General features: G+C 58.4%; 18 protein-coding genes and 2 pseudogenes. 18 read left to right on the top strand and 2 right to left on the bottom strand.

What is annotated here, in order from left to right:
- The first annotated feature begins 26 nt into the window (after positions 1-26).
- The 13 genes and pseudogenes from AC1DUR_RS17345 (at position 27) to AC1DUR_RS17285 (ending at position 10,124) form a co-directional block, all read left to right on the top strand.
- On the top strand, positions 27-1,196 hold the full coding sequence (locus AC1DUR_RS17345; RefSeq protein WP_477721784.1) for an ABC transporter substrate-binding protein: 1,170 nt from the start codon (positions 27-29) through the stop codon (positions 1,194-1,196).
- On the top strand, positions 1,197-2,189 hold the full coding sequence (locus AC1DUR_RS17340; RefSeq protein ID WP_477721783.1) for a branched-chain amino acid ABC transporter permease: 993 nt from the start codon (positions 1,197-1,199) through the stop codon (positions 2,187-2,189).
- Positions 2,186-3,136 (top strand): branched-chain amino acid ABC transporter permease, encoded by a 951-nt coding sequence (locus tag AC1DUR_RS17335; protein WP_477721782.1) that lies wholly within the window; start codon positions 2,186-2,188, stop codon positions 3,134-3,136. The genes AC1DUR_RS17340 and AC1DUR_RS17335 overlap by 4 nt, the downstream gene beginning before the upstream one ends.
- A complete protein-coding gene (locus AC1DUR_RS17330) occupies positions 3,129-3,884 on the top strand; it encodes an ABC transporter ATP-binding protein (protein ID WP_477721781.1) in 756 nt (251 codons plus the stop codon). Before AC1DUR_RS17335 ends, AC1DUR_RS17330 begins: the two co-directional genes overlap by 8 nt.
- Positions 3,881-4,588, top strand: a complete 708-nt coding sequence (locus AC1DUR_RS17325; RefSeq protein WP_477721780.1) for an ABC transporter ATP-binding protein — start codon at positions 3,881-3,883, stop codon at positions 4,586-4,588. Before AC1DUR_RS17330 ends, AC1DUR_RS17325 begins: the two co-directional genes overlap by 4 nt.
- 30 nt (positions 4,589-4,618) lie before the next feature.
- Positions 4,619-5,938, top strand: coding sequence for an aromatic ring-hydroxylating oxygenase subunit alpha (locus AC1DUR_RS17320; protein ID WP_477721779.1), 1,320 nt, complete (start codon positions 4,619-4,621; stop codon positions 5,936-5,938).
- Entirely contained in the window at positions 5,938-6,414 is a 477-nt protein-coding gene (locus tag AC1DUR_RS17315; RefSeq protein ID WP_477721778.1) for an aromatic-ring-hydroxylating dioxygenase subunit beta, read from the top strand. Before AC1DUR_RS17320 ends, AC1DUR_RS17315 begins: the two co-directional genes overlap by 1 nt.
- A gap of 19 nt (positions 6,415-6,433) precedes the next feature.
- Positions 6,434-7,687: an NAD(P)/FAD-dependent oxidoreductase gene (locus AC1DUR_RS17310; protein WP_477721777.1), complete on the top strand. Its 1,254-nt coding sequence runs from the start codon at positions 6,434-6,436 to the stop codon at positions 7,685-7,687.
- Between the two features lie 28 nt (positions 7,688-7,715).
- A complete protein-coding gene (locus tag AC1DUR_RS17305) occupies positions 7,716-8,042 on the top strand; it encodes a 2Fe-2S iron-sulfur cluster-binding protein (RefSeq protein WP_477721776.1) in 327 nt (108 codons plus the stop codon).
- A 117-nt stretch (positions 8,043-8,159) separates the two neighbouring features.
- Positions 8,160-8,462, top strand: a complete 303-nt coding sequence (locus AC1DUR_RS17300) for a hypothetical protein (RefSeq protein ID WP_477721775.1) — start codon at positions 8,160-8,162, stop codon at positions 8,460-8,462.
- Positions 8,378-9,034 (top strand): annotated as a pseudogene (locus AC1DUR_RS17295) (SDR family NAD(P)-dependent oxidoreductase); the annotation flags it as partial. The gene AC1DUR_RS17300 and the pseudogene AC1DUR_RS17295, both read left to right, overlap by 85 nt.
- 68 nt (positions 9,035-9,102) lie before the next feature.
- Positions 9,103-9,252: an SDR family oxidoreductase gene (locus AC1DUR_RS17290; protein ID WP_477721774.1), complete on the top strand. Its 150-nt coding sequence runs from the start codon at positions 9,103-9,105 to the stop codon at positions 9,250-9,252.
- Positions 9,249-10,124: an alpha/beta hydrolase gene (locus tag AC1DUR_RS17285; protein ID WP_477721773.1), complete on the top strand. Its 876-nt coding sequence runs from the start codon at positions 9,249-9,251 to the stop codon at positions 10,122-10,124. Before AC1DUR_RS17290 ends, AC1DUR_RS17285 begins: the two co-directional genes overlap by 4 nt.
- On the opposite strand, the pseudogene AC1DUR_RS17280 reads toward AC1DUR_RS17285, so the two are convergent.
- Positions 10,111-10,233: pseudogene (locus AC1DUR_RS17280) on the bottom strand (hypothetical protein); the annotation flags it as partial. The gene AC1DUR_RS17285 and the pseudogene AC1DUR_RS17280 sit on opposite strands and share 14 nt — an antisense overlap.
- Positions 10,234-10,600: 367 nt before the next feature.
- On the opposite strand from AC1DUR_RS17280, the gene nbaC reads away from it, so the two are divergent.
- The 5 genes from nbaC (at position 10,601) to AC1DUR_RS17255 (ending at position 15,288) form a co-directional block, all read left to right on the top strand.
- Positions 10,601-11,191, top strand: coding sequence for a 3-hydroxyanthranilate 3,4-dioxygenase (gene nbaC / locus AC1DUR_RS17275; RefSeq protein WP_477721772.1), 591 nt, complete (start codon positions 10,601-10,603; stop codon positions 11,189-11,191).
- 20 nt (positions 11,192-11,211) lie between these two features.
- Positions 11,212-12,276 carry a maleylacetate reductase gene (locus tag AC1DUR_RS17270; RefSeq protein ID WP_477721771.1) on the top strand — a complete coding sequence of 355 codons (1,065 nt, stop codon included), beginning with the start codon at positions 11,212-11,214 and terminating at the stop codon, positions 12,274-12,276.
- Positions 12,277-12,284: 8 nt separating this feature from the next.
- Positions 12,285-12,764: an OsmC family protein gene (locus AC1DUR_RS17265; protein ID WP_477721770.1), complete on the top strand. Its 480-nt coding sequence runs from the start codon at positions 12,285-12,287 to the stop codon at positions 12,762-12,764.
- A gap of 17 nt (positions 12,765-12,781) precedes the next feature.
- The gene (locus AC1DUR_RS17260; RefSeq protein WP_477721845.1) at positions 12,782-14,134 is read left to right on the top strand and encodes an amidase; all 1,353 of its coding nucleotides are present in this window, start codon (positions 12,782-12,784) and stop codon (positions 14,132-14,134) included.
- Between the two features lie 398 nt (positions 14,135-14,532).
- The gene (locus tag AC1DUR_RS17255; RefSeq protein WP_477721769.1) at positions 14,533-15,288 is read left to right on the top strand and encodes a pirin family protein; all 756 of its coding nucleotides are present in this window, start codon (positions 14,533-14,535) and stop codon (positions 15,286-15,288) included.
- Between the two features lie 103 nt (positions 15,289-15,391).
- Here the strand turns inward: AC1DUR_RS17255 and AC1DUR_RS17250 are convergent, their stop codons facing one another.
- Complete coding sequence (locus AC1DUR_RS17250; RefSeq protein ID WP_477721768.1) at positions 15,392-16,303, bottom strand: LysR substrate-binding domain-containing protein; 912 nt, start codon at positions 16,301-16,303, stop codon at positions 15,392-15,394.
- Between the last annotated feature and the right edge of the window lie 197 nt (positions 16,304-16,500).

Raw genomic sequence — 16,500 nt, 5'->3', positions numbered from 1 at the left:
AACATACTTTTTACAGGAGACAAGCAATGAACCGAATCACCCATTGGGGCCTTTTACTCATAGCGTGCACGGGCATGGCCGTTGCCAGCGCAGCAGAACTTCGCATCGGGGTCATGACAACCCTGAGCGGTGCCCAGGCGGTACCGGGCGTCGATATGCGAGACGGCATTGAACTCGCCGTCAAACAACTCTCGGGCAAGGTTGGGGGGCAGCAGACTCAGCTGATTGTGGCAGACGACCAGTTCAACCCCGGCGCCGCCAAGCAAATCGCCGAGCGGCTGATCAAGAAGGACAAGGTACAGGTGCTGACGGGCATCATTTACTCCAACATCCTTCTTGCGGCGGCGCCAGTCGCGCTGGAGAACGGAAGCGTCTATCTCAGCTCCAATGCTGGCCCGTCACAGTATGCAGGGGAGCAATGCGACAGCGGCTTTTTCAGTGTGAGTTGGCCGAACGACGCTGTCCATGAGGCCGCTGGAAAGTATGCGCACGACAAGGGCTACAAGCGCGTGGTTCTGGTAGCACCGAACTACCCGGCTGGGCGTGACGCCGCCACCGGCTTCAAACGATTCTTCAAAGGCGAGGTGATCGAGGAGCTCTACCCCAAGCTTGGTCAACTTGACTTCGCAGTGGAAATCGCGCGACTGCGCGAGCAAAAACCTGACGCCGTGTACTTCTTCCTGCCCGGTAGCATGGGGATCAACTTCGCCAAGCAGTACCGCGCCGCAGGGATCTCAGAAAAGACAACTCTTCTGACCAACCAGTTCTCGGCCGACCAGGACACCTTTGCCGCCAGTGGCGATGCAATGCTCGGCCTCTACAACACCGGCCACTGGTCCACCGACACCGACACCGCACAGAGCCGCGAGTTCGTCGCCGCCTTCGAGAAAGCTTTCGGCCGCTTGCCAAGTTTTTACGCCTCCCAAGGCTACGACGCAATCATGATGGTCGACGCTGCGGTTCGCGCGATCGGCGGCAACGTGGACGATCCAAAAGCGCTGCGCAAGGCCTTGTCCGAAAGCAAATTCAAGTCGGTTCGCGGCAAGTTCAGTCTCGGTGCTAACCGCTTTCCCGTCCAGGACTACTTCGTTCGCGTAGTCTCGCGCGACGCCAAGGGTCGCCTCTACAACAAGACCGAGTCGCGCGTCCTGAGCGACCACGCCGACGCCTACGGCGCGGCGTGCAAGAAAAGGTGAGTGGAAACCATGCTGTGGATCGAACAACTCCTGAACGGGTTGCAATACAGCCTCATGCTGTTCCTGTTTGCCGCCGGCCTGACTTTGGTGTTCGGGATCATGAACCTGGTCAACCTCGCGCACGGCTCGTTGTACATGCTGGGCGCCTACAGCGCAGCGACGCTGACCGCGCTCAGCGGCTCCTACGTCATCGGCTTGCTGGGCGCCCTGCTATTCATGGGACTGTTCGGCGCGGTGCTGGAAATCGTGTTGATCCGGCGGCTCTACCGCCAGGATCACCTGACCCAGGTGCTCGCCACCTTCGCGCTGATTCTGATCTTCAACGAATCCGTCCGCATTGTGTGGGGGGTACAGCCCCTGCCCTACGACATACCTGCTGCGTTGTCGGGTTCAGTTCCCATCGTCGGCGATCTGCGTTACTCGACCTACCGGATGGCCACGATCGTCGCAGGCGTCGTTGTGGCCCTGCTGTTGTACTGGATCGTCTCGCGCACCAGGGTCGGTATGTGGGTGCGAGCTGGTGCCTCAAATCGTGAAATGGTGCAGATGATGGGCGTGAACGTGCGGCGGCTGTTCACCGCGATTTTTGCGCTCGGTGCGGCTCTGTCCGGGCTGGCGGGCGCCGCGCTCGCGCCGCTGATGTCGGTCCAGGTCGGAATGGGTGAGGAGGTTCTGATTCTTGCCTTCGTGGTGGTGGTCGTCGGCGGCGTCGGTTCGATCCGTGGCGCCTTCATTGCCGCGCTGCTGGTCGGTATGGTTGACTCGATGGGTCGCGCCTGGCTGCCGGGCCTTCTGGGCAGGGTCTTTTCCGCGCAAATCGCCTCCGACCTCGGACCCGCGTTGGCGTCGATGTCGGTGTACCTGTTGATGGCTGTGGTGCTAATGGTCAAGCCCATGGGCCTGTTCTGCCCCGGCGCGACAAGCATGTTGCCAAAGTGGCTACGCCGCCTGTCTTTACTGACAAGCGCAACGCAAGAGAGGGCGTCATCATGAGGCGCGGGCTCATTGCATTCATTTTGGTCGGTCTAGGTCTCGCCGTATTGCCGACGCTGCTCGTCGCGACGGGGCAGGATTTTTATCTAGGTCTGTTGACGCGCATCATGATTTACGCCTTGGCCGCGACTAGCTTGAACCTAGTTCTCGGCTACGGCGGTATGGTCAGCTTCGGCCATGCCGCCTTCCTCGGCATCGGCGGCTACGTGGTGGCCATCGCCGCCCAACACGGCATTGGCAATGCATGGGTGGCATGGCCGATGGCGCTTGGCACCGTCGCGCTGTTGGCCGCCGTCACGGGCGCGATCAGTCTGCGCACACAAGGCGTTCAATTCTTGATGATCACCCTGGCGCTGGCTCAGATGGTCTATTACGTCTTCGTCTCCATGCGCGGTTATGGTGGCGACGATGGGCTCTCGATGAGCCGGCGCTCGAGTTTCGGATGGGAAGCCTGGTGGCCGACACGCGGGGACATGGGGTTCTACTACCTGGCCCTGGTGCTGCTGGCTTTCGCGTTGCTGTTGGTTCATCGGCTGATTCAATCGCGCTTCGGCCGCGTTTTGATAGGCGTGCGTGAGAACGAGGAGCGCATGAGCACGATCGGCTTTCCCGTCTATCGCTATAAGCTGGTGGCCTTCGTGATTGCTGCCGTGCTATGCGGCCTGGCAGGCGTGCTCAACGTCGAGCTCAATCGCTTCATCAGTCCGTCAGTGATGCACTGGTCGCAATCAGGCATGTTGATGGTCATGGTGATCGTCGGCGGCCTCGGGCGTCCGTGGGCCGGTGTTGTCGGCGCAGCCGTCTTCCTTGGTCTTGAGGAGGTCTTGTCCCACTACACCGAACGGTGGCAGTTGCCGATGGGGCTCCTGCTGCTCGCGCTCGTGCTGGCACGTGTGGCTGGCTGGCGTCTCCCCGGCGGCGCACGCAAGGAGTTGCAGAATGTCTAAATCATTGCTTGAAATCCGTGGCCTTCGAAAGCAGTTCGGTGGTCTGCGCGTTACCGACGATCTACATTTGCAGGTTCGGCCTCACGAAGTGCACGCGTTGATCGGTCCGAACGGCGCCGGCAAGACTACGCTGATTCACCAGATCGCCGGCACGCTGAAGTCCGACGCTGGCACGATCACCCTGGATACACACGACATCACGACCCTGCCGGTCAATGAGCGCGTGCAGCTTGGCATTGCTCGCTCTTACCAGATCACCAATGTATTCCGTTGCCTAAGTGTGATAGACAACGTTGCGCTCGCCGTGCAGGCTCGGCGCGGCCATAGCCTTTCATTCTGGCGTCCAATTCAGCGCGACACCGCGTTGCGCGATGAAGCCGCGGCTGTTCTTGATCGGCTGGCGCTGACTGAGCATGCACTGCGTCCGGCGACAAGCCTGTCCTATGGTGACCAACGGCTGTTGGAAGTAGGCATTGCGTTGGCAACTTCGCCGCGCATGTTGCTGCTGGACGAGCCGATGGCCGGCATGGGTCCGCAGGAATCAAGCCGCATGGTCGAGATGATCGAGGGCCTGCGCGGGCAGATGACCGTCATGCTCGTCGAGCATGACATGGACGCCGTGTTTCGCTTGGCGGATCGCATCTCCGTGCTCGTTTACGGAAGCATCATCGCTACGGGAACCCCCGAGGAGATTCGTAGCAATCCAGACGTCGTCCGGGCCTATCTGGGCGAGGAGGACATCGCATGACCGCTCTGCTTGACATTATCGACATCGACACGGCCTATGGGCAAAGCCAGGTGCTGTCCGGGGTCAGTCTCCAGATCCAAGCAGGCAGTGCACACGCCTTGCTCGGGAGAAACGGCATGGGCAGGACCACACTGGTGCGCTCGGTTCTCGGCCTGACGCCGCCGCGCCGCGGCGAGATTTACTTCCTCGGCCAGCGCATTGACGGCTTGTCAACGAGCGAAATCGCGCAGCTGGGCATTGCGGTCGTTCCTGAGGGCCGACAGATATTTCCGAACCTGAGCGTGCACGAGAACCTGACGGCCTTTGCCGCCAATCGATCGGGCGACGGTCGCTGGACGCTCCCTCGCGTTCTTGAGTTGTTTCCACGTTTGAGTGAGCGGGCCACCAATATGGGAAACCAGCTCTCTGGCGGCGAGCAGCAGATGCTTGCCATCGGAAGGGCGCTGATGACTAATCCGCGCCTGTTGATCCTCGACGAAGCCACCGAGGGACTCGCGCCTTTGGTGCGTGCCGAGATCTGGCGTTGTCTGGCGCTGTTGCGGGGCACTGGGCTCAGCATCCTGGTAATCGACAAGTACGTCGAGCGACTCATCCAACTGGTCGATCGCCACACCATTCTCGAACGAGGCCGCGTGGCCTGGGAAGGGGATTCAACCGCATTGGCTAAAGACTGCGATCTCTGGCACCGATATCTCGGTGTTTGAAAACCACTTGAATTCAAAGGAAAGTTTCGTATGAACAATAGCACCTCAGCATCGACACCGCCGAGACTCGGCAGGCCTCTGGAATGGCCGGCCGCGGACTTCTCACGCGTGCCCTATGACGTATTCACTGACCCGCAAATCTATCGCCTGGAAATGGAACGTCTGTTCCGCGGCGCGCTCTGGAACTACTTGGGAATGGAATGCGAAATACCGGAGTGGGGAGACTTTCTGACCACCTGGGTCGGCGACACCCAGATCGTTGTGACACGCGCCAAGGACGGATCAGTCCATGCGTTCGAAAATAGCTGCGCGCATCGCGGTTCACGCATCGTCGACAAAGTGCGCGGCAATGCCAAGCGCCACACCTGCCCTTACCATCTGTGGACATACAACCTCGCGGGCGACCTCACCGGCGTCCCGCTGGAGAAGGGTCACAACGGAAAAGGCGGCATGCCGCCCTGCTTTGACAAGAAGGATCACGGTCTGCGCACGCTTCGCGTGGCAACTCGAGGCGGATTGATCTTCGGCACCTACAGCGACGCTACCGAGGCGCTCGACGACTTTATCGGCCCGCACAGCCTGGCGCAGATTGACCGCCTTCTCGTTCAGCGCAAGCCCAAGGTCATTGGTTACCTGCGACAGAAGATCCAGGGAAACTGGAAGCTCTACAACGAGAACGTCCGCGACCCTTACCACGCGTCGCTGCTGCACCTGTTCCAAGTTTCGTTTGGCATCCAGACACCGGCGATGCAGGGCGGTATCAAGCTCGACAAAGATGGCAAGAACACCTGGAATCATTCGATCATGAGTGCTGACGACAACGCCGATCTGGGCAAGCTCGAAGGAGCCTACGCTGACACAGGCAAGCTCATGCCCGACCTGAAGATGCATGACCCGGCATTGCTGCAGGTCCCGCTTGACCTAGGCGACAACTACAAGACAACGCTCCTGTCCATGTTCCCGACTCTGATTGTGGCCCAGGTCGACAACACATACGCCATTCGTCACCTACGCCCCAAGGGACCGAATGCGGTCGAACTGCACATCACCTACCTGGGCTTCGAAGGCGACACATCGGAACAATTGCACAACCGCTTGCTCGCGGTCAACCTCATCGGCCCGGCCGGCTACATCTCTATGGAGGACGGCGAAGCACTGCGTCTGGTGCAAGAAGGTGCGAAGGCCCGCCTTGGCGACCACTCCGTGCTCGAAATGGGTGGCGTAGGTGAGATTAAAGACACGGACTACCTGTCGCAGGAAATCTCTATTCGCGGCTTCTGGAAGCACTATCACCGTTTGATGGGCTTTCCCCCAGCCGGCAACTCGAACCTCGAAACGGAGCCCGTTTAATGTCTCTCTTCCTGCAAGAACGCGTAAAGCGCTTCAACTTCGACTACGCAGACGCCTTGAATCAGCGTCGGTTTGCCGAGTGGCCTGGGTATTTCGCCTCAGACAACTGCGACTACCGCGTGGTCTCGCGCGAGAATCACGATGCGGGCCTGCCCGCTCCGCTGCTGGGTTGCTACACGCACGGTATGGTCAAAGACCGCGTGGAAATGCTCATTCAGGACTCGCTGACCTACCGGCAGATGTATATGCGCCACTACATCACCAACGTGCGAACCAACAAGGCTGCCGACGGCACTATCCTCGCCAGCGCTAACCTGCTGGTCATGCAGAGCGATCTTGAGGGCAACTCTTCTATCTACATTGTCGGACGCTACGAAGACGTTCTGGCGGAGATCGACGGGGAACTCAAGCTGCGCAAGCGGTTGGTGATAGTTGACTCGTTCAGCATCGACAACATGCTGGCCGTTCCGCTGTGAGGACAGAGGCTCGAAGGCTATGACATCCGACTCCAGCATCGTCATCGTGGGCGCCGGCTTGGCTGGTGCCGAAGCCGCGTTCGCGCTACGCGAGTTCGGGTACGCGGGACGCATCGTGGTTATCGGCAGGGAGACTTGGCCACCGTACGAGCGTCCCCCACTGTCAAAGTCTTATCTGATGGGCGATCTGGCGCGCGACAGGCTTTGGCTCCGCCCCGCTCAGCTGTACGCCGAGCAAAACATCGAGTTGTGCTTGGGCACCGAGGTCACTGAGATCGATCGCGCGCAACGCTGCGTGTACCTGGGCAAAGGCGCGATGCTTGGCTACGACAAGCTGTTGCTGGCCACGGGCGGTGAGGCACGCCGATTGACGATCCCCGGCTCCGAGCTGAATGGGGTTTGTGAGCTCAAGACGCTGGACGATACGGATCGCTTGCGGGATTACCTGGTGGAGGGAAGACCGATCGTCATCATCGGCGGCGGCTATGTTGGCATGGAGTTCGCGGCAACGGCGCGCCAAGCCGGCTGTGAGGTCACTGTTCTGGAGAACCAATCCATGGTTCTGTCACGGTCGCTCTCTCCGGTGGTCGCTCGATACCTGCAAGGCGAGCATGAAAAACGGGGCGTGCGCGTGCTGACGCGGGCGAGCGTAACGCATATCGAGGGTGAACAGCGCGTCAGCGCCGTTGTACTGGCGGATGGCCGCCGACTGTCCGCTGACATGGTGCTTGTGAGCGTTGGGAATCAAGCCAGCGATGGGCTGGCACGCAACGATGGCGTTCGGGTCGATCGCGGGATCATGGTCGATCGCGACGGACGTACCACCGACCCCAATGTGTTCGCTGCCGGCGACTGCACAGTCAGTTGCCGCGAAGGGTTTGACACGCCTCAGCGGTTGGAGTCAGTACAGAACGCTATCTCGCAAGCTAGGCGAGCCGCAGCGGCGATGTCTGGGCAATCCGCAGAACATGACGAAGTACCTTGGTTCTGGTCAGATCAATTCGACATCAAGTTGCAAATGGCGGGACTGACTTTGCCAGGCGACACAGAACTGGTGCGCGGTGAACCGCAGAGCGGCCGCTTCAGCGTCATCTATCAGAACGCCGATCGAATGACGGCGATTCAATGTGTCAATGCACCGGGTGACTTCGCCGCAGCCAAGAAAATGATCGCTGAAAGGCGTACGTTCCCAGCCGCATTGTTGTGCAACCCACTTGTCAGTCTGCGCGATATCCGAACGGGTCGGTTGACAGAAGAAGAACCGGCTAAGTAAATCCTGTTCCATGTTTAAGGAATCACCTATGTTCGATATACAAATCGAAGCCACCGATCGGAAAGGCCATATCAGCCAACTTACAGTTACGGGCACGCCGGGCTTAACGCTCATGGAGGCCCTTAAGGCGCGGGGGCTTCCTGTGGCAGCCACATGTGGTGGGACGAAATCGTGTGCAACCTGCCACGTATATGTCAGCGACGGTTCTCCACAAGTTAGTCCACCTGATGAGGATGAAGTCGATCTGCTCTCCGAGTCAGACCATTATCGAGAGGGAACGTCGCGCCTGAGTTGCCAGATCGTGCTGCTGCCAACGTTAACCGGCTTGCGTGTTGAACTGGCTCCTCAGGGCTGACCGACGTCAAATTTGATACGCGCTTGATTCGTACTACGAGAACCAATCCATAGGAGCATTTCCAGTAACGATATGGAACTCGACCGGTTGGGCCGTTCCATCTACGAGAAGCACGGAATGGACTACGTCGTGATGCACGTGGCGTCAGCACGTTTCGCCCGCGGTCTTCATGTCTTGGTCTGGAACAAGGAGGACGCGAACGAGAACGCAAGGGCAGATGCCTGCTATCGCGAGCTCACACTCGAATTTGCCAAGAGAGGCATCGGCGTGGGCCGCGCACCAGCCGACTACGCCGACCTGCACATGGAGCAGATGATGCCTTCGCTGCGGCGGGCATGCCGGGCGATCAAGCAGGCGCTGGACCCCAATGGCGTCATCAGTCCGGGCAAATACGGTATCGATCTTCAGGAGGTGAAATGATGGTGTCATACGAAAACAGACTGGGCCCGGCTCGCTCGAGTCGCATGGTGGTCGCAGGCGGATGCGGCGGCATCGGGCGCGAGCTGGTCGCCCAAGCTATCGCAAGCGGCGTCGAAGTCGTCGTGCTGGATTTGCCTGGAGGCATGCGCGACGACACGAAGGTCGAAGGCGCCCGTTACATCGGCTTCGACGCCAACGACCCTGCCACAATTCAAGCGGCCGCCGCGGAAGTCGCAACACAATGGGACCGCGTGGACTCGTTCGTTTTCCTTTGCGGATACCCGATCCTGCCACGGCGACCGCTTGCCGAGGTTTCCTTGTCCCAGTGGAACCACCTGATGTCCGTGAATCTGACCTCGGCCTACCTGCTCGCCAATGCGTTTCTGCCCATGCTGCGCAAGAGCGAGCAGGCAGCGATCGTTACCGTGGCGTCTTCCCTGGCCTACCAGGTGATGCCTGGGATGGGCGCCTATGCATCGTCCAAAGGCGGGCTGGTGAGTCTCACGAAGGCCCTTGCGGCGGAGTGTGCACCGCGAATCAGGGCCAATGTGGTCGCTCCGGGCGCGGTAGAGAAAACCGATTTTCTGGTTGGCGGCCCGCAAGAGAGGACGGCGACGCGGACCGAAGCTGGTTCGACGCCATGGTGGAAAAGTACGTTGCAACCATTCCCCTGGGGCGGGTGGCGGTGCCCGCCGATGTGGTGGGGCCTATCCTTTTTCTGGCTGGCCCGGCGTCTGGCTATATGACCGGCCAGGTGTTGCATCTCAATGGCGGAAGGCTCACGCCATGAGCGCCGGACCGGAGGCGATGAATCTCCAATCTGCGAGACCGCAAGACGACCGTGGCGCCGAGTACCAGTACCTATCGGGGCAATTCCGTGACAGTTTTGCTTCGCTACTTGCCGGATTCGAACCACTCAACGTCCAAGCCCTGAACTCACATCGCTGGCAGCTGGATCTCCGTTACGGTCCGCATGAGCGGCAGACCCTTGATCTCTGCCCCGCAGTCGGCGATGCGCGAGGCACGCTGCTCTACTTTCACGCGGGATTCTGGCATTCACGCGACAAGGCGCAGTTCCGTTTTCTCGCTCCGGCTTTGGCCGATRCTGGATGCAATGTAGTCATGGTTAACTATCCGCTGTCCCCGGAGGTCCGTATCCCGCAGATTACCGAGGCGGTGCGTGCGGCCGTCCCGACCCTCATGGGGACACTGCCTGAGAACCAGAAGAGTCTGCCTCTGTTCTTGTGCGGCCACTCTGCAGGTGCTCATCTCGCAATCGAGCTTGCCGCGGACCCGTCCTCGGCATGGCACACGCAAGTTAAGGCCGTCATCTGCATCAGCGGCATCTTCGACCTCATCCCGTTGGTGAGCACCTCACTCAACCAGAAGCTGGCGCTCGACCCTGTGGAGGCCCACGACTGCTCGCCTCTCTACCGAGTGCACTCGAACCGACTGCCGGCGGGCTTCTTCTTGGCAGGGGGTGACGAAACCTCGGCGTTCCAGGAGCAAAGCCAAGCGATGGCCGGGCGCTGGGCCAGCGCAGGTAATCGAAGCCGGTTCCTGCCAGTGGAAGGGCAAGACCATTTCAGCGTGCTAGATTCGCTACAGGGCGAAGATGGCTTGCTGCTTGCACTCATGCGCGAGTTCTTTATCGCTGCTTAGGGATTTGGCGAATTGTCGCCCGGTATTCACTCGGCGTTAAACCAAATCGCCGCTTGTAGAGATGATTGAAGTGGGGAATAAAGCCGCTGCGATAGGCGATTTCAGCAACCGTCGTGCTGGGTGTCGGCGCCGATTGGCGGAATGGGTGCTTCCGGTAACGGCTCCCGCACGGGAAACCTGGTTTGGAGGGACGAGTACATGGTTTGGAAGTGGCTCACGGTTTCACCGGACATTCCTCACTACCCCTTCTGACGACATACGCCTTCCACCGCTCCTTCTGTTTCGAAAGCAGCAGGCCAGGATCGCCACGTCACCGTTCCGAATATAGAACGGTGCGTTGACGCCACCGAGCTATCTTCTTCGGAGATGAGCTGCTAACCTTGCCGAACTGTAACGGTATCGCAAAGTTCACATTTCTGCCGGGAAGTTTCTTGCAGAGAAGCTTGCCTCTGGCGCACAACTTGGAGTAGTCGAATATGTTTCCATCCCCTGGCAATGTCAAACCAGCCTTCAATCAACAAGCATGGATTGACAAGTACATGCCTGCAGTCAATGGAGCTATTGGCAACAAGGAAGTCTTCAAGAACACCGATTTCGTCTACCAGATCATCTGCGGCCCGAATGCGCGCAACGATTTTCACATCGATCCCTGGGATGAGATCTTCTTTCAGCTGAAAGGGCACATCTTCGTTAACTATATCGACGAGCATGGAAGCACGAAGGTCCAAAGGGTCAATGAAGGGGAACTATTCCTTTTGCCAAAGAACGTCCCCCATTCGCCACGGCGTCCACCTGGAAGCGTCGGCCTGGTCATCGAAGTACCCCGCAAGCCTGATGAGAAGGATTCCGCCGCCTGGTTCTGCGAGAACTGCGGCAATCTTCTGCATCGCCACGATTTCTGGTGTGAAGACATCGAGAAGGGTCTCAAGGAGATCATCTTCGCCTTCAATGACGACGTCGAGCTTCGCACCTGCAAGCACTGCACTGCAGTTCTACCGGATCCACGCACGTTTGAGCACTGGGACGAGCAGGGGAACCCTTTGCGTGACTGCGACATGCCGCGATAACGGCAAGGAAAGTACTAAGAATGGATCGGTTCATATACGAAGCGTTGTCCCTGCGGGTAATCGTCGAGCTCGGAGGTTTGCTGAGAATTGAGCAGGAAGTCGAGCGGCTCGGTGGCAAGCGCGTGCTTCTTATCAGCACGCCCAGCAAGCAGGCGGAAGCCGAAGCCGTTGTCAAGGCACTGGGCTCTCGCCTCGTCGACCACTTCAACGAAGAAGCACCGCACGTGCGGATCGAGGTAGCCCAGGCCGTCCGACTTCGAGCGAAGGCTAGTGCAGCGGACAGCATTGTTGCGTTGGGTGGAGGGTCCACAATTGGCCTGGCAAAGGCAGTGGCGGTGGAGCAACAGCTCCCGATCATCGCAGTGCCGACAACTTACTCCGGCTCGGAGGTAACGCCGATCTATGGGATGACGGAGAACGGCGTCAAGCATGGACATCGTGATCCTGCGAGTCTGCCCAAGACGGTCATCTACGACCCGATGCTTATCGTCTCGATGCCACCAAAACTGTCTCTCACCAGCGCAATGAATGCAATGGCACATAGCGTAGAGGCGTTGTATGCGCAGGACGCCAACCCCATAATCTCATTGATGGCTGAAGAAAGCATTCGTGCCATCGCGCAAAGCTTGCCTATTGTGATCGCTAATCCCGGAGATCCCGAGGCTCGTAGGGTGTCCTTCTATGGCTCGTGGCTTGCCGGTATGGCGCTGGCGGGAGTCGGCATGTCGCTGCACCACAAGCTGTGCCACACATTGGGAGGGAGTTTCGGCTTACCTCATGCCGAAACGCACACAGTGGTACTCCCCTACGCGGTAGATTACAACGCGCAGGCCGCCTCTGAGGCGATATCACGCGTGGCGCGTGCCCTCGGCAGCGATGCAAGCGCAGCAAGCGAGTTGTGGTCTTTCGTTAAACGCCTGGGTGGCCCAACGTCGCTACGAGAGATTGGCATGCAGCAATCTGACCTCGATCGTGCCGCTGAACTGGCGATGCTGTCCCCATACTACAGTCCACGCCCAGTCGAGCACGTGGCAATCCGAAGACTCCTGGAAGATGCTTTTCACGGAAAACAGCCGAAAACCTGAGGTATCAAATGTTCTCTGAACAAGAAATGAGCGCACCCATCGTGCGACGGAAATCAATCAAAGCAAAGAACTTCGGCGCGATCAGAACCGTCGTAATCGGAGACTCCGGAGAGTTCTCCATAGACGAGGCTTCGCCTAATGGTACTGGCACTGGCCCGTCACCTCTTCAAGTTGTTCTTGGTGCATTATGTGGTTGCCTCGCCATCACATTTCAACGTATTGCATCCGTCCGTGGCTTTCAGTATTCAGGCGCAGAACTGAGCGCGGAGTTTGCGATCGACATCCGGGGGCGGCTCGGTATGCAGGGCGTGCTGCCCTACTTCAACGAGGTCACTGCCGTTGTGTCGGTAGCGACCAATGAATCAGCTGAAGCCCTCGCCGCTGCGGCGCAGGAAACGCTTGCGCGCAGCCCCGTCTTCAATCTGCTCAAGGACACTTCGGCCAAACTCGATGTGCAGTGGCAGCGCACTGCGGCTCAAAGCAAGTAAGCACGCGCATGAGCGAGATGCTAGGCACTTTGACAGCGACGAGTATGGCTCTGGCGCGCGGATCGCTAACTGCGGCTTCGCTTGCCGAGAGTATCCACTTAGCCATCCATGCGTCGCATGGTGAGGGAAACCGTACCTACGTTCGAGTGAACCACCAGCTCCATCAGCAAGCCCGAGTATCAGACGCGCGTCGCTCGCAAGGTAAGCCTCGCGGGATTCTAGAGGGTATTGCTTTATCCCTCAAGGATAACTTCGACGAAGCTGGTCAGGTTACAACTGCAGGATCAAAGGCGTTGAGTCGAACTCAACCAGCGCATGAGGATTCCGAGGTCGTTCGCCGACTGACATCGGCCGGTGCGCTCTTCACCGGTCGTACCAACATGACCGAGTTCGCCTTCTCCGCATTAGGCTTGAACCCACACTTCGGCACGCCGCTGTGCCCCTATGATCGGAACACGGGGCGTATCCCTGGCGGATCATCGGCCGGCGCGGCTGTCTCGGTCAGTGATGGGATGGCCTTAGCCGCAATCGGCACTGACACGGGAGGATCAGTCCGCATCCCGGCAGCCTTCTGCGGATTGGTCGGATTCAAACCGACTGCGAGACGGATCTCTCATGCAGGTGTGTTTCCGCTCGCCCCCCCCTTGGACTCGGTCGGTAGTATCGGCCGCAGCGTAGGATGCTGCGTGACGCTGGACCGGGTGATGGCGGAAGGCGCGAGTCATTACCTGTTCCCGACAGACCTTCGAGGGTTGCGCTTGTTGCTGCCCTCGAACTTCGTCCTCAATGACCTGGAGCCTGCTGTTGCGGCGAGCTTCGAGCGCTCGCTAGCAATCCTCTCGCGTGCGGGTGTCCTCATTGTGGAGCGTAGGTTGTCGTCGCTGGAAGAAAGCAACAGCTTTGGCGAGATCTACTCTCGCGAAGCGTGGCTGCATCACCGGGATCTTCTGGCAGTGCACGCCGCCGATTACGACCCGAGAGTCCGCCTACGCATCGAAGCGGGAGCCGACATCTCCAACAGCTCCTACGCAAGCCTACTGCTAGCCCGCCAGAGGTGGTCCGCGAAGGTCAGCACCGAGATATCGGACTGTGCGGCGTTGATTATGCCGACGGCTCCCATGGTTGCTCCGCCTTTGGCGCCTCTTGAAGCCTCTGATGAGCTCTACTATGCGACGAATCTTCGCGTCATGCGTAATGCGAAGCTGTTCAACCTATTCGACGGGTGTGCTATCTCACTGCCCTGCCATGAGGATGGAGCGGCACCAGTTGGACTGATGCTCGGCGGAAGCGCTATGTCGGATGGCCGCGTGCTTTCAATCGCATTGGCCGTCGAGGCACTTCTGGCCAGCCATACTTCTGGAGACAACTAGTACGAGTACGACAGGAAGCGTACCTGGTTACTGGCCTATGCAATGAGTTTCAAAGGCGTCCATGCAGCAGACAGTTCATTCGACCAGCACCGTTTCACCGCTGCATAGAGCAGAGTACTGGCATGACGTCTTTGGAAAGGTGTTTGTTCGGCAGGAAATGGAGTACCCCTTCCAGCAACCAGAATGACTTCAGTGGCGTGATCGTTCAGCATGCGACGGGGGGCGCTGAACGTCACCGAAGTGATTGTGGATGCGCATCGGGCCATACGAACAAAGAGGCTGATCGATCGAGACATTGAGGACTACGCACTCGTGTTCTTCCAGATAGAGAGGAGCCCCTCAGTGCGTGAGTGTTTGACATCGCCACCAGAACAATGCAATCAAATTTGGAGTGTCGCATGACATCGAATATTTCAGTAATGTCGGAACCAAGACGAGGCGCCCCATTGGCTTTCGGCGATCACTTCTTCGCTCATAGTTTCCGCCCGCGCGTGTTCAGCGAACCGATGGGACCATTGCTTATGGTCGACCATTTCTGGATGCGAAGGGAGACATTCGGCCTTCATCGTCACGAAGGGATCTCGGCCGTCACTTACGTATTTCAGGACTCCAGGAGTGCACACCTGAACGAGGATTCGATGGGGAACAATCTCCCTATACGTCAAGGCGATATGCATTGGATGGTGGCCGGCCAAGGCGCCGAGCACGACGAAAAACCTGAAAGCGACAACGCGGTCGTCCATGCTCTGCAAATTTTCGTTGATCTACCTCTGAGTAAGAAAGCGATCCCGCCATACGCCGTTCATCTCAACTCAGCCGATGTTCCGGAGTACCGTCAGAAGGGCGTGTTGGTCCGAGTAGTGGCCGGGGAACTTTTCGGCTTGTCCTCGCCGGCTCGACTTCCCCAGCCATTTTCATTCTTGGATGGATATGTGGACGCTGGTACATCCGTCGAAGTACCGGTCACCAAGACTTGGGGGGGATGGTTCTACATAGTTCGCGGTGCTATCCAGCTCGAGATTGGGGACGAACGGGTGCGCTTGAATGAAGGCTTCGCGATTGCACTTCGAGCAACTGCTGCAGGATCGATTGCTCGGATTGTAGGCACTGAGAACGCCCATTTCGTGATGCTAACTGGCAGCGTCCAAGCCTGAGGTATCTCCATCTGGTCAGTGATGTAAACGTGAGCTTAGGAGTCGAGCGGCCATTGCTGGTAAGTTGACAGATCACAACAATCCACATCAGGGGCGTTGCGTCTTATGCTGCCTTAGGATCAAGTGCCTTCGGAAGGTGAATCAACAGATAGTCGATACATGCTCGCACAGCAGTGGACAGGCCCTCACGTGAGGGAAAGAGCAGGTAAAGTGTGGCGTCCGGTATTCCCCATGCAGGCAGCACCTTGACCAGTTGGCCTGCAGCAAGTGCCTCGTGACAAAGATACTCTGGAAGAGTAGTAATTCCGATGCCGGAGATTGCCAAGCTTCGCAGCATTAGAAGGTCATCGCAGCGCAGCGAAGGTTGGACATGGGTATCTCTTCTACCTCCGATTCCGGAGAACTGGTAGCAAACGGGCTGCTCCGAACAATCGCGAGTCAAGTGATCAAATCGGAGTAGATCCTCAGGCGTTTTGGGGGTACCGCGCTGGGAGAGGTATAGAGGACTGGCGACAACAGCGTAGGGGATAGTACAAACAGTGCGGCACACCATTCCCGAAGACTCCAATGGCACTGTACTGGCGCGTACCGCGACATCAACGCTGTCTTCGATAAGATTGACAAAGACACCGCTGATACGCACCACGGGTCGCAGCTTGGGATAGTTTCGGCAAAGCGCCGGGAGCAGATCAACCACAAGCGTCCGCCCCAAGCCCGTAGGGCAAGAGATGCGTACAACTCCCATAGGCTCAACTCGGCTGTCGTTAGCCAATGTGTATGCGCGGGTAGCTTCCAGAACGACGGCCTGGCAGTGTTTATAGAACTGTGCACCAAGATCGGTAACGGCAAAGGCTCGCGAGTTACGCTGCAATAGACGAACGCCCAAGCGCTTCTCCAGTTCAGAGAGTCGACGCGATAGACGAGACTTGGGAATACCAAGTGCGCGCGAAGCGGCCGCGAATCCGCGCCTCTCGACCACGCAAGCAAAGTAATAAAGATCGTCAAGATCTTCCATCTTGGCTCATTCCTTTTGAAACAGAACGGTACAACTCACACCACCGCCAGCGTCACCGAACTAGGACCTGACTTTACTACGCTCGTTCCAGATCTGGAACCGAGCGTGCCGTCTCGCTCTTTCTGCGGTGCAGAACTCAAACGCGAATAAACAAGTCATGCGGCGCCGATCTGAACGTGAACTGAGCAACTCAGGTT

Source organism: Polaromonas sp. P4_F4 (assembly GCF_056401355.1).
The sequence above is the reverse complement of the archived record's forward strand: the minus strand, read 5'-3'. Positions and strand labels throughout refer to the sequence as shown.

Excerpts from the sequence above, each read along its gene's own strand:
- AC1DUR_RS17250 (WP_477721768.1), bottom strand. The coding sequence starts at position 16,303 with ATGGAAGATCTTGACGATCTTTATTACTTTGCTTGCGTGGTCGAGAGG.
- nbaC (WP_477721772.1), top strand. The coding sequence starts at position 10,601 with ATGTTTCCATCCCCTGGCAATGTCAAACCAGCCTTCAATCAACAAGCA.
- AC1DUR_RS17335 (WP_477721782.1), top strand. The coding sequence starts at position 2,186 with ATGAGGCGCGGGCTCATTGCATTCATTTTGGTCGGTCTAGGTCTCGCC.
- AC1DUR_RS17310 (WP_477721777.1), top strand. The coding sequence starts at position 6,434 with ATGACATCCGACTCCAGCATCGTCATCGTGGGCGCCGGCTTGGCTGGT.
- AC1DUR_RS17290 (WP_477721774.1), top strand. The coding sequence starts at position 9,103 with ATGGTGGAAAAGTACGTTGCAACCATTCCCCTGGGGCGGGTGGCGGTG.
- AC1DUR_RS17270 (WP_477721771.1), top strand. The coding sequence starts at position 11,212 with ATGGATCGGTTCATATACGAAGCGTTGTCCCTGCGGGTAATCGTCGAG.
- AC1DUR_RS17315 (WP_477721778.1), top strand. The coding sequence starts at position 5,938 with ATGTCTCTCTTCCTGCAAGAACGCGTAAAGCGCTTCAACTTCGACTAC.
- AC1DUR_RS17345 (WP_477721784.1), top strand. The coding sequence starts at position 27 with ATGAACCGAATCACCCATTGGGGCCTTTTACTCATAGCGTGCACGGGC.
- AC1DUR_RS17305 (WP_477721776.1), top strand. The coding sequence starts at position 7,716 with ATGTTCGATATACAAATCGAAGCCACCGATCGGAAAGGCCATATCAGC.
- AC1DUR_RS17260 (WP_477721845.1), top strand. The coding sequence starts at position 12,782 with ATGCTAGGCACTTTGACAGCGACGAGTATGGCTCTGGCGCGCGGATCG.
- AC1DUR_RS17320 (WP_477721779.1), top strand. The coding sequence starts at position 4,619 with ATGAACAATAGCACCTCAGCATCGACACCGCCGAGACTCGGCAGGCCT.
- AC1DUR_RS17265 (WP_477721770.1), top strand. The coding sequence starts at position 12,285 with ATGTTCTCTGAACAAGAAATGAGCGCACCCATCGTGCGACGGAAATCA.
- AC1DUR_RS17255 (WP_477721769.1), top strand. The coding sequence starts at position 14,533 with ATGACATCGAATATTTCAGTAATGTCGGAACCAAGACGAGGCGCCCCA.
- AC1DUR_RS17325 (WP_477721780.1), top strand. The coding sequence starts at position 3,881 with ATGACCGCTCTGCTTGACATTATCGACATCGACACGGCCTATGGGCAA.
- AC1DUR_RS17330 (WP_477721781.1), top strand. The coding sequence starts at position 3,129 with ATGTCTAAATCATTGCTTGAAATCCGTGGCCTTCGAAAGCAGTTCGGT.
- AC1DUR_RS17300 (WP_477721775.1), top strand. The coding sequence starts at position 8,160 with ATGGACTACGTCGTGATGCACGTGGCGTCAGCACGTTTCGCCCGCGGT.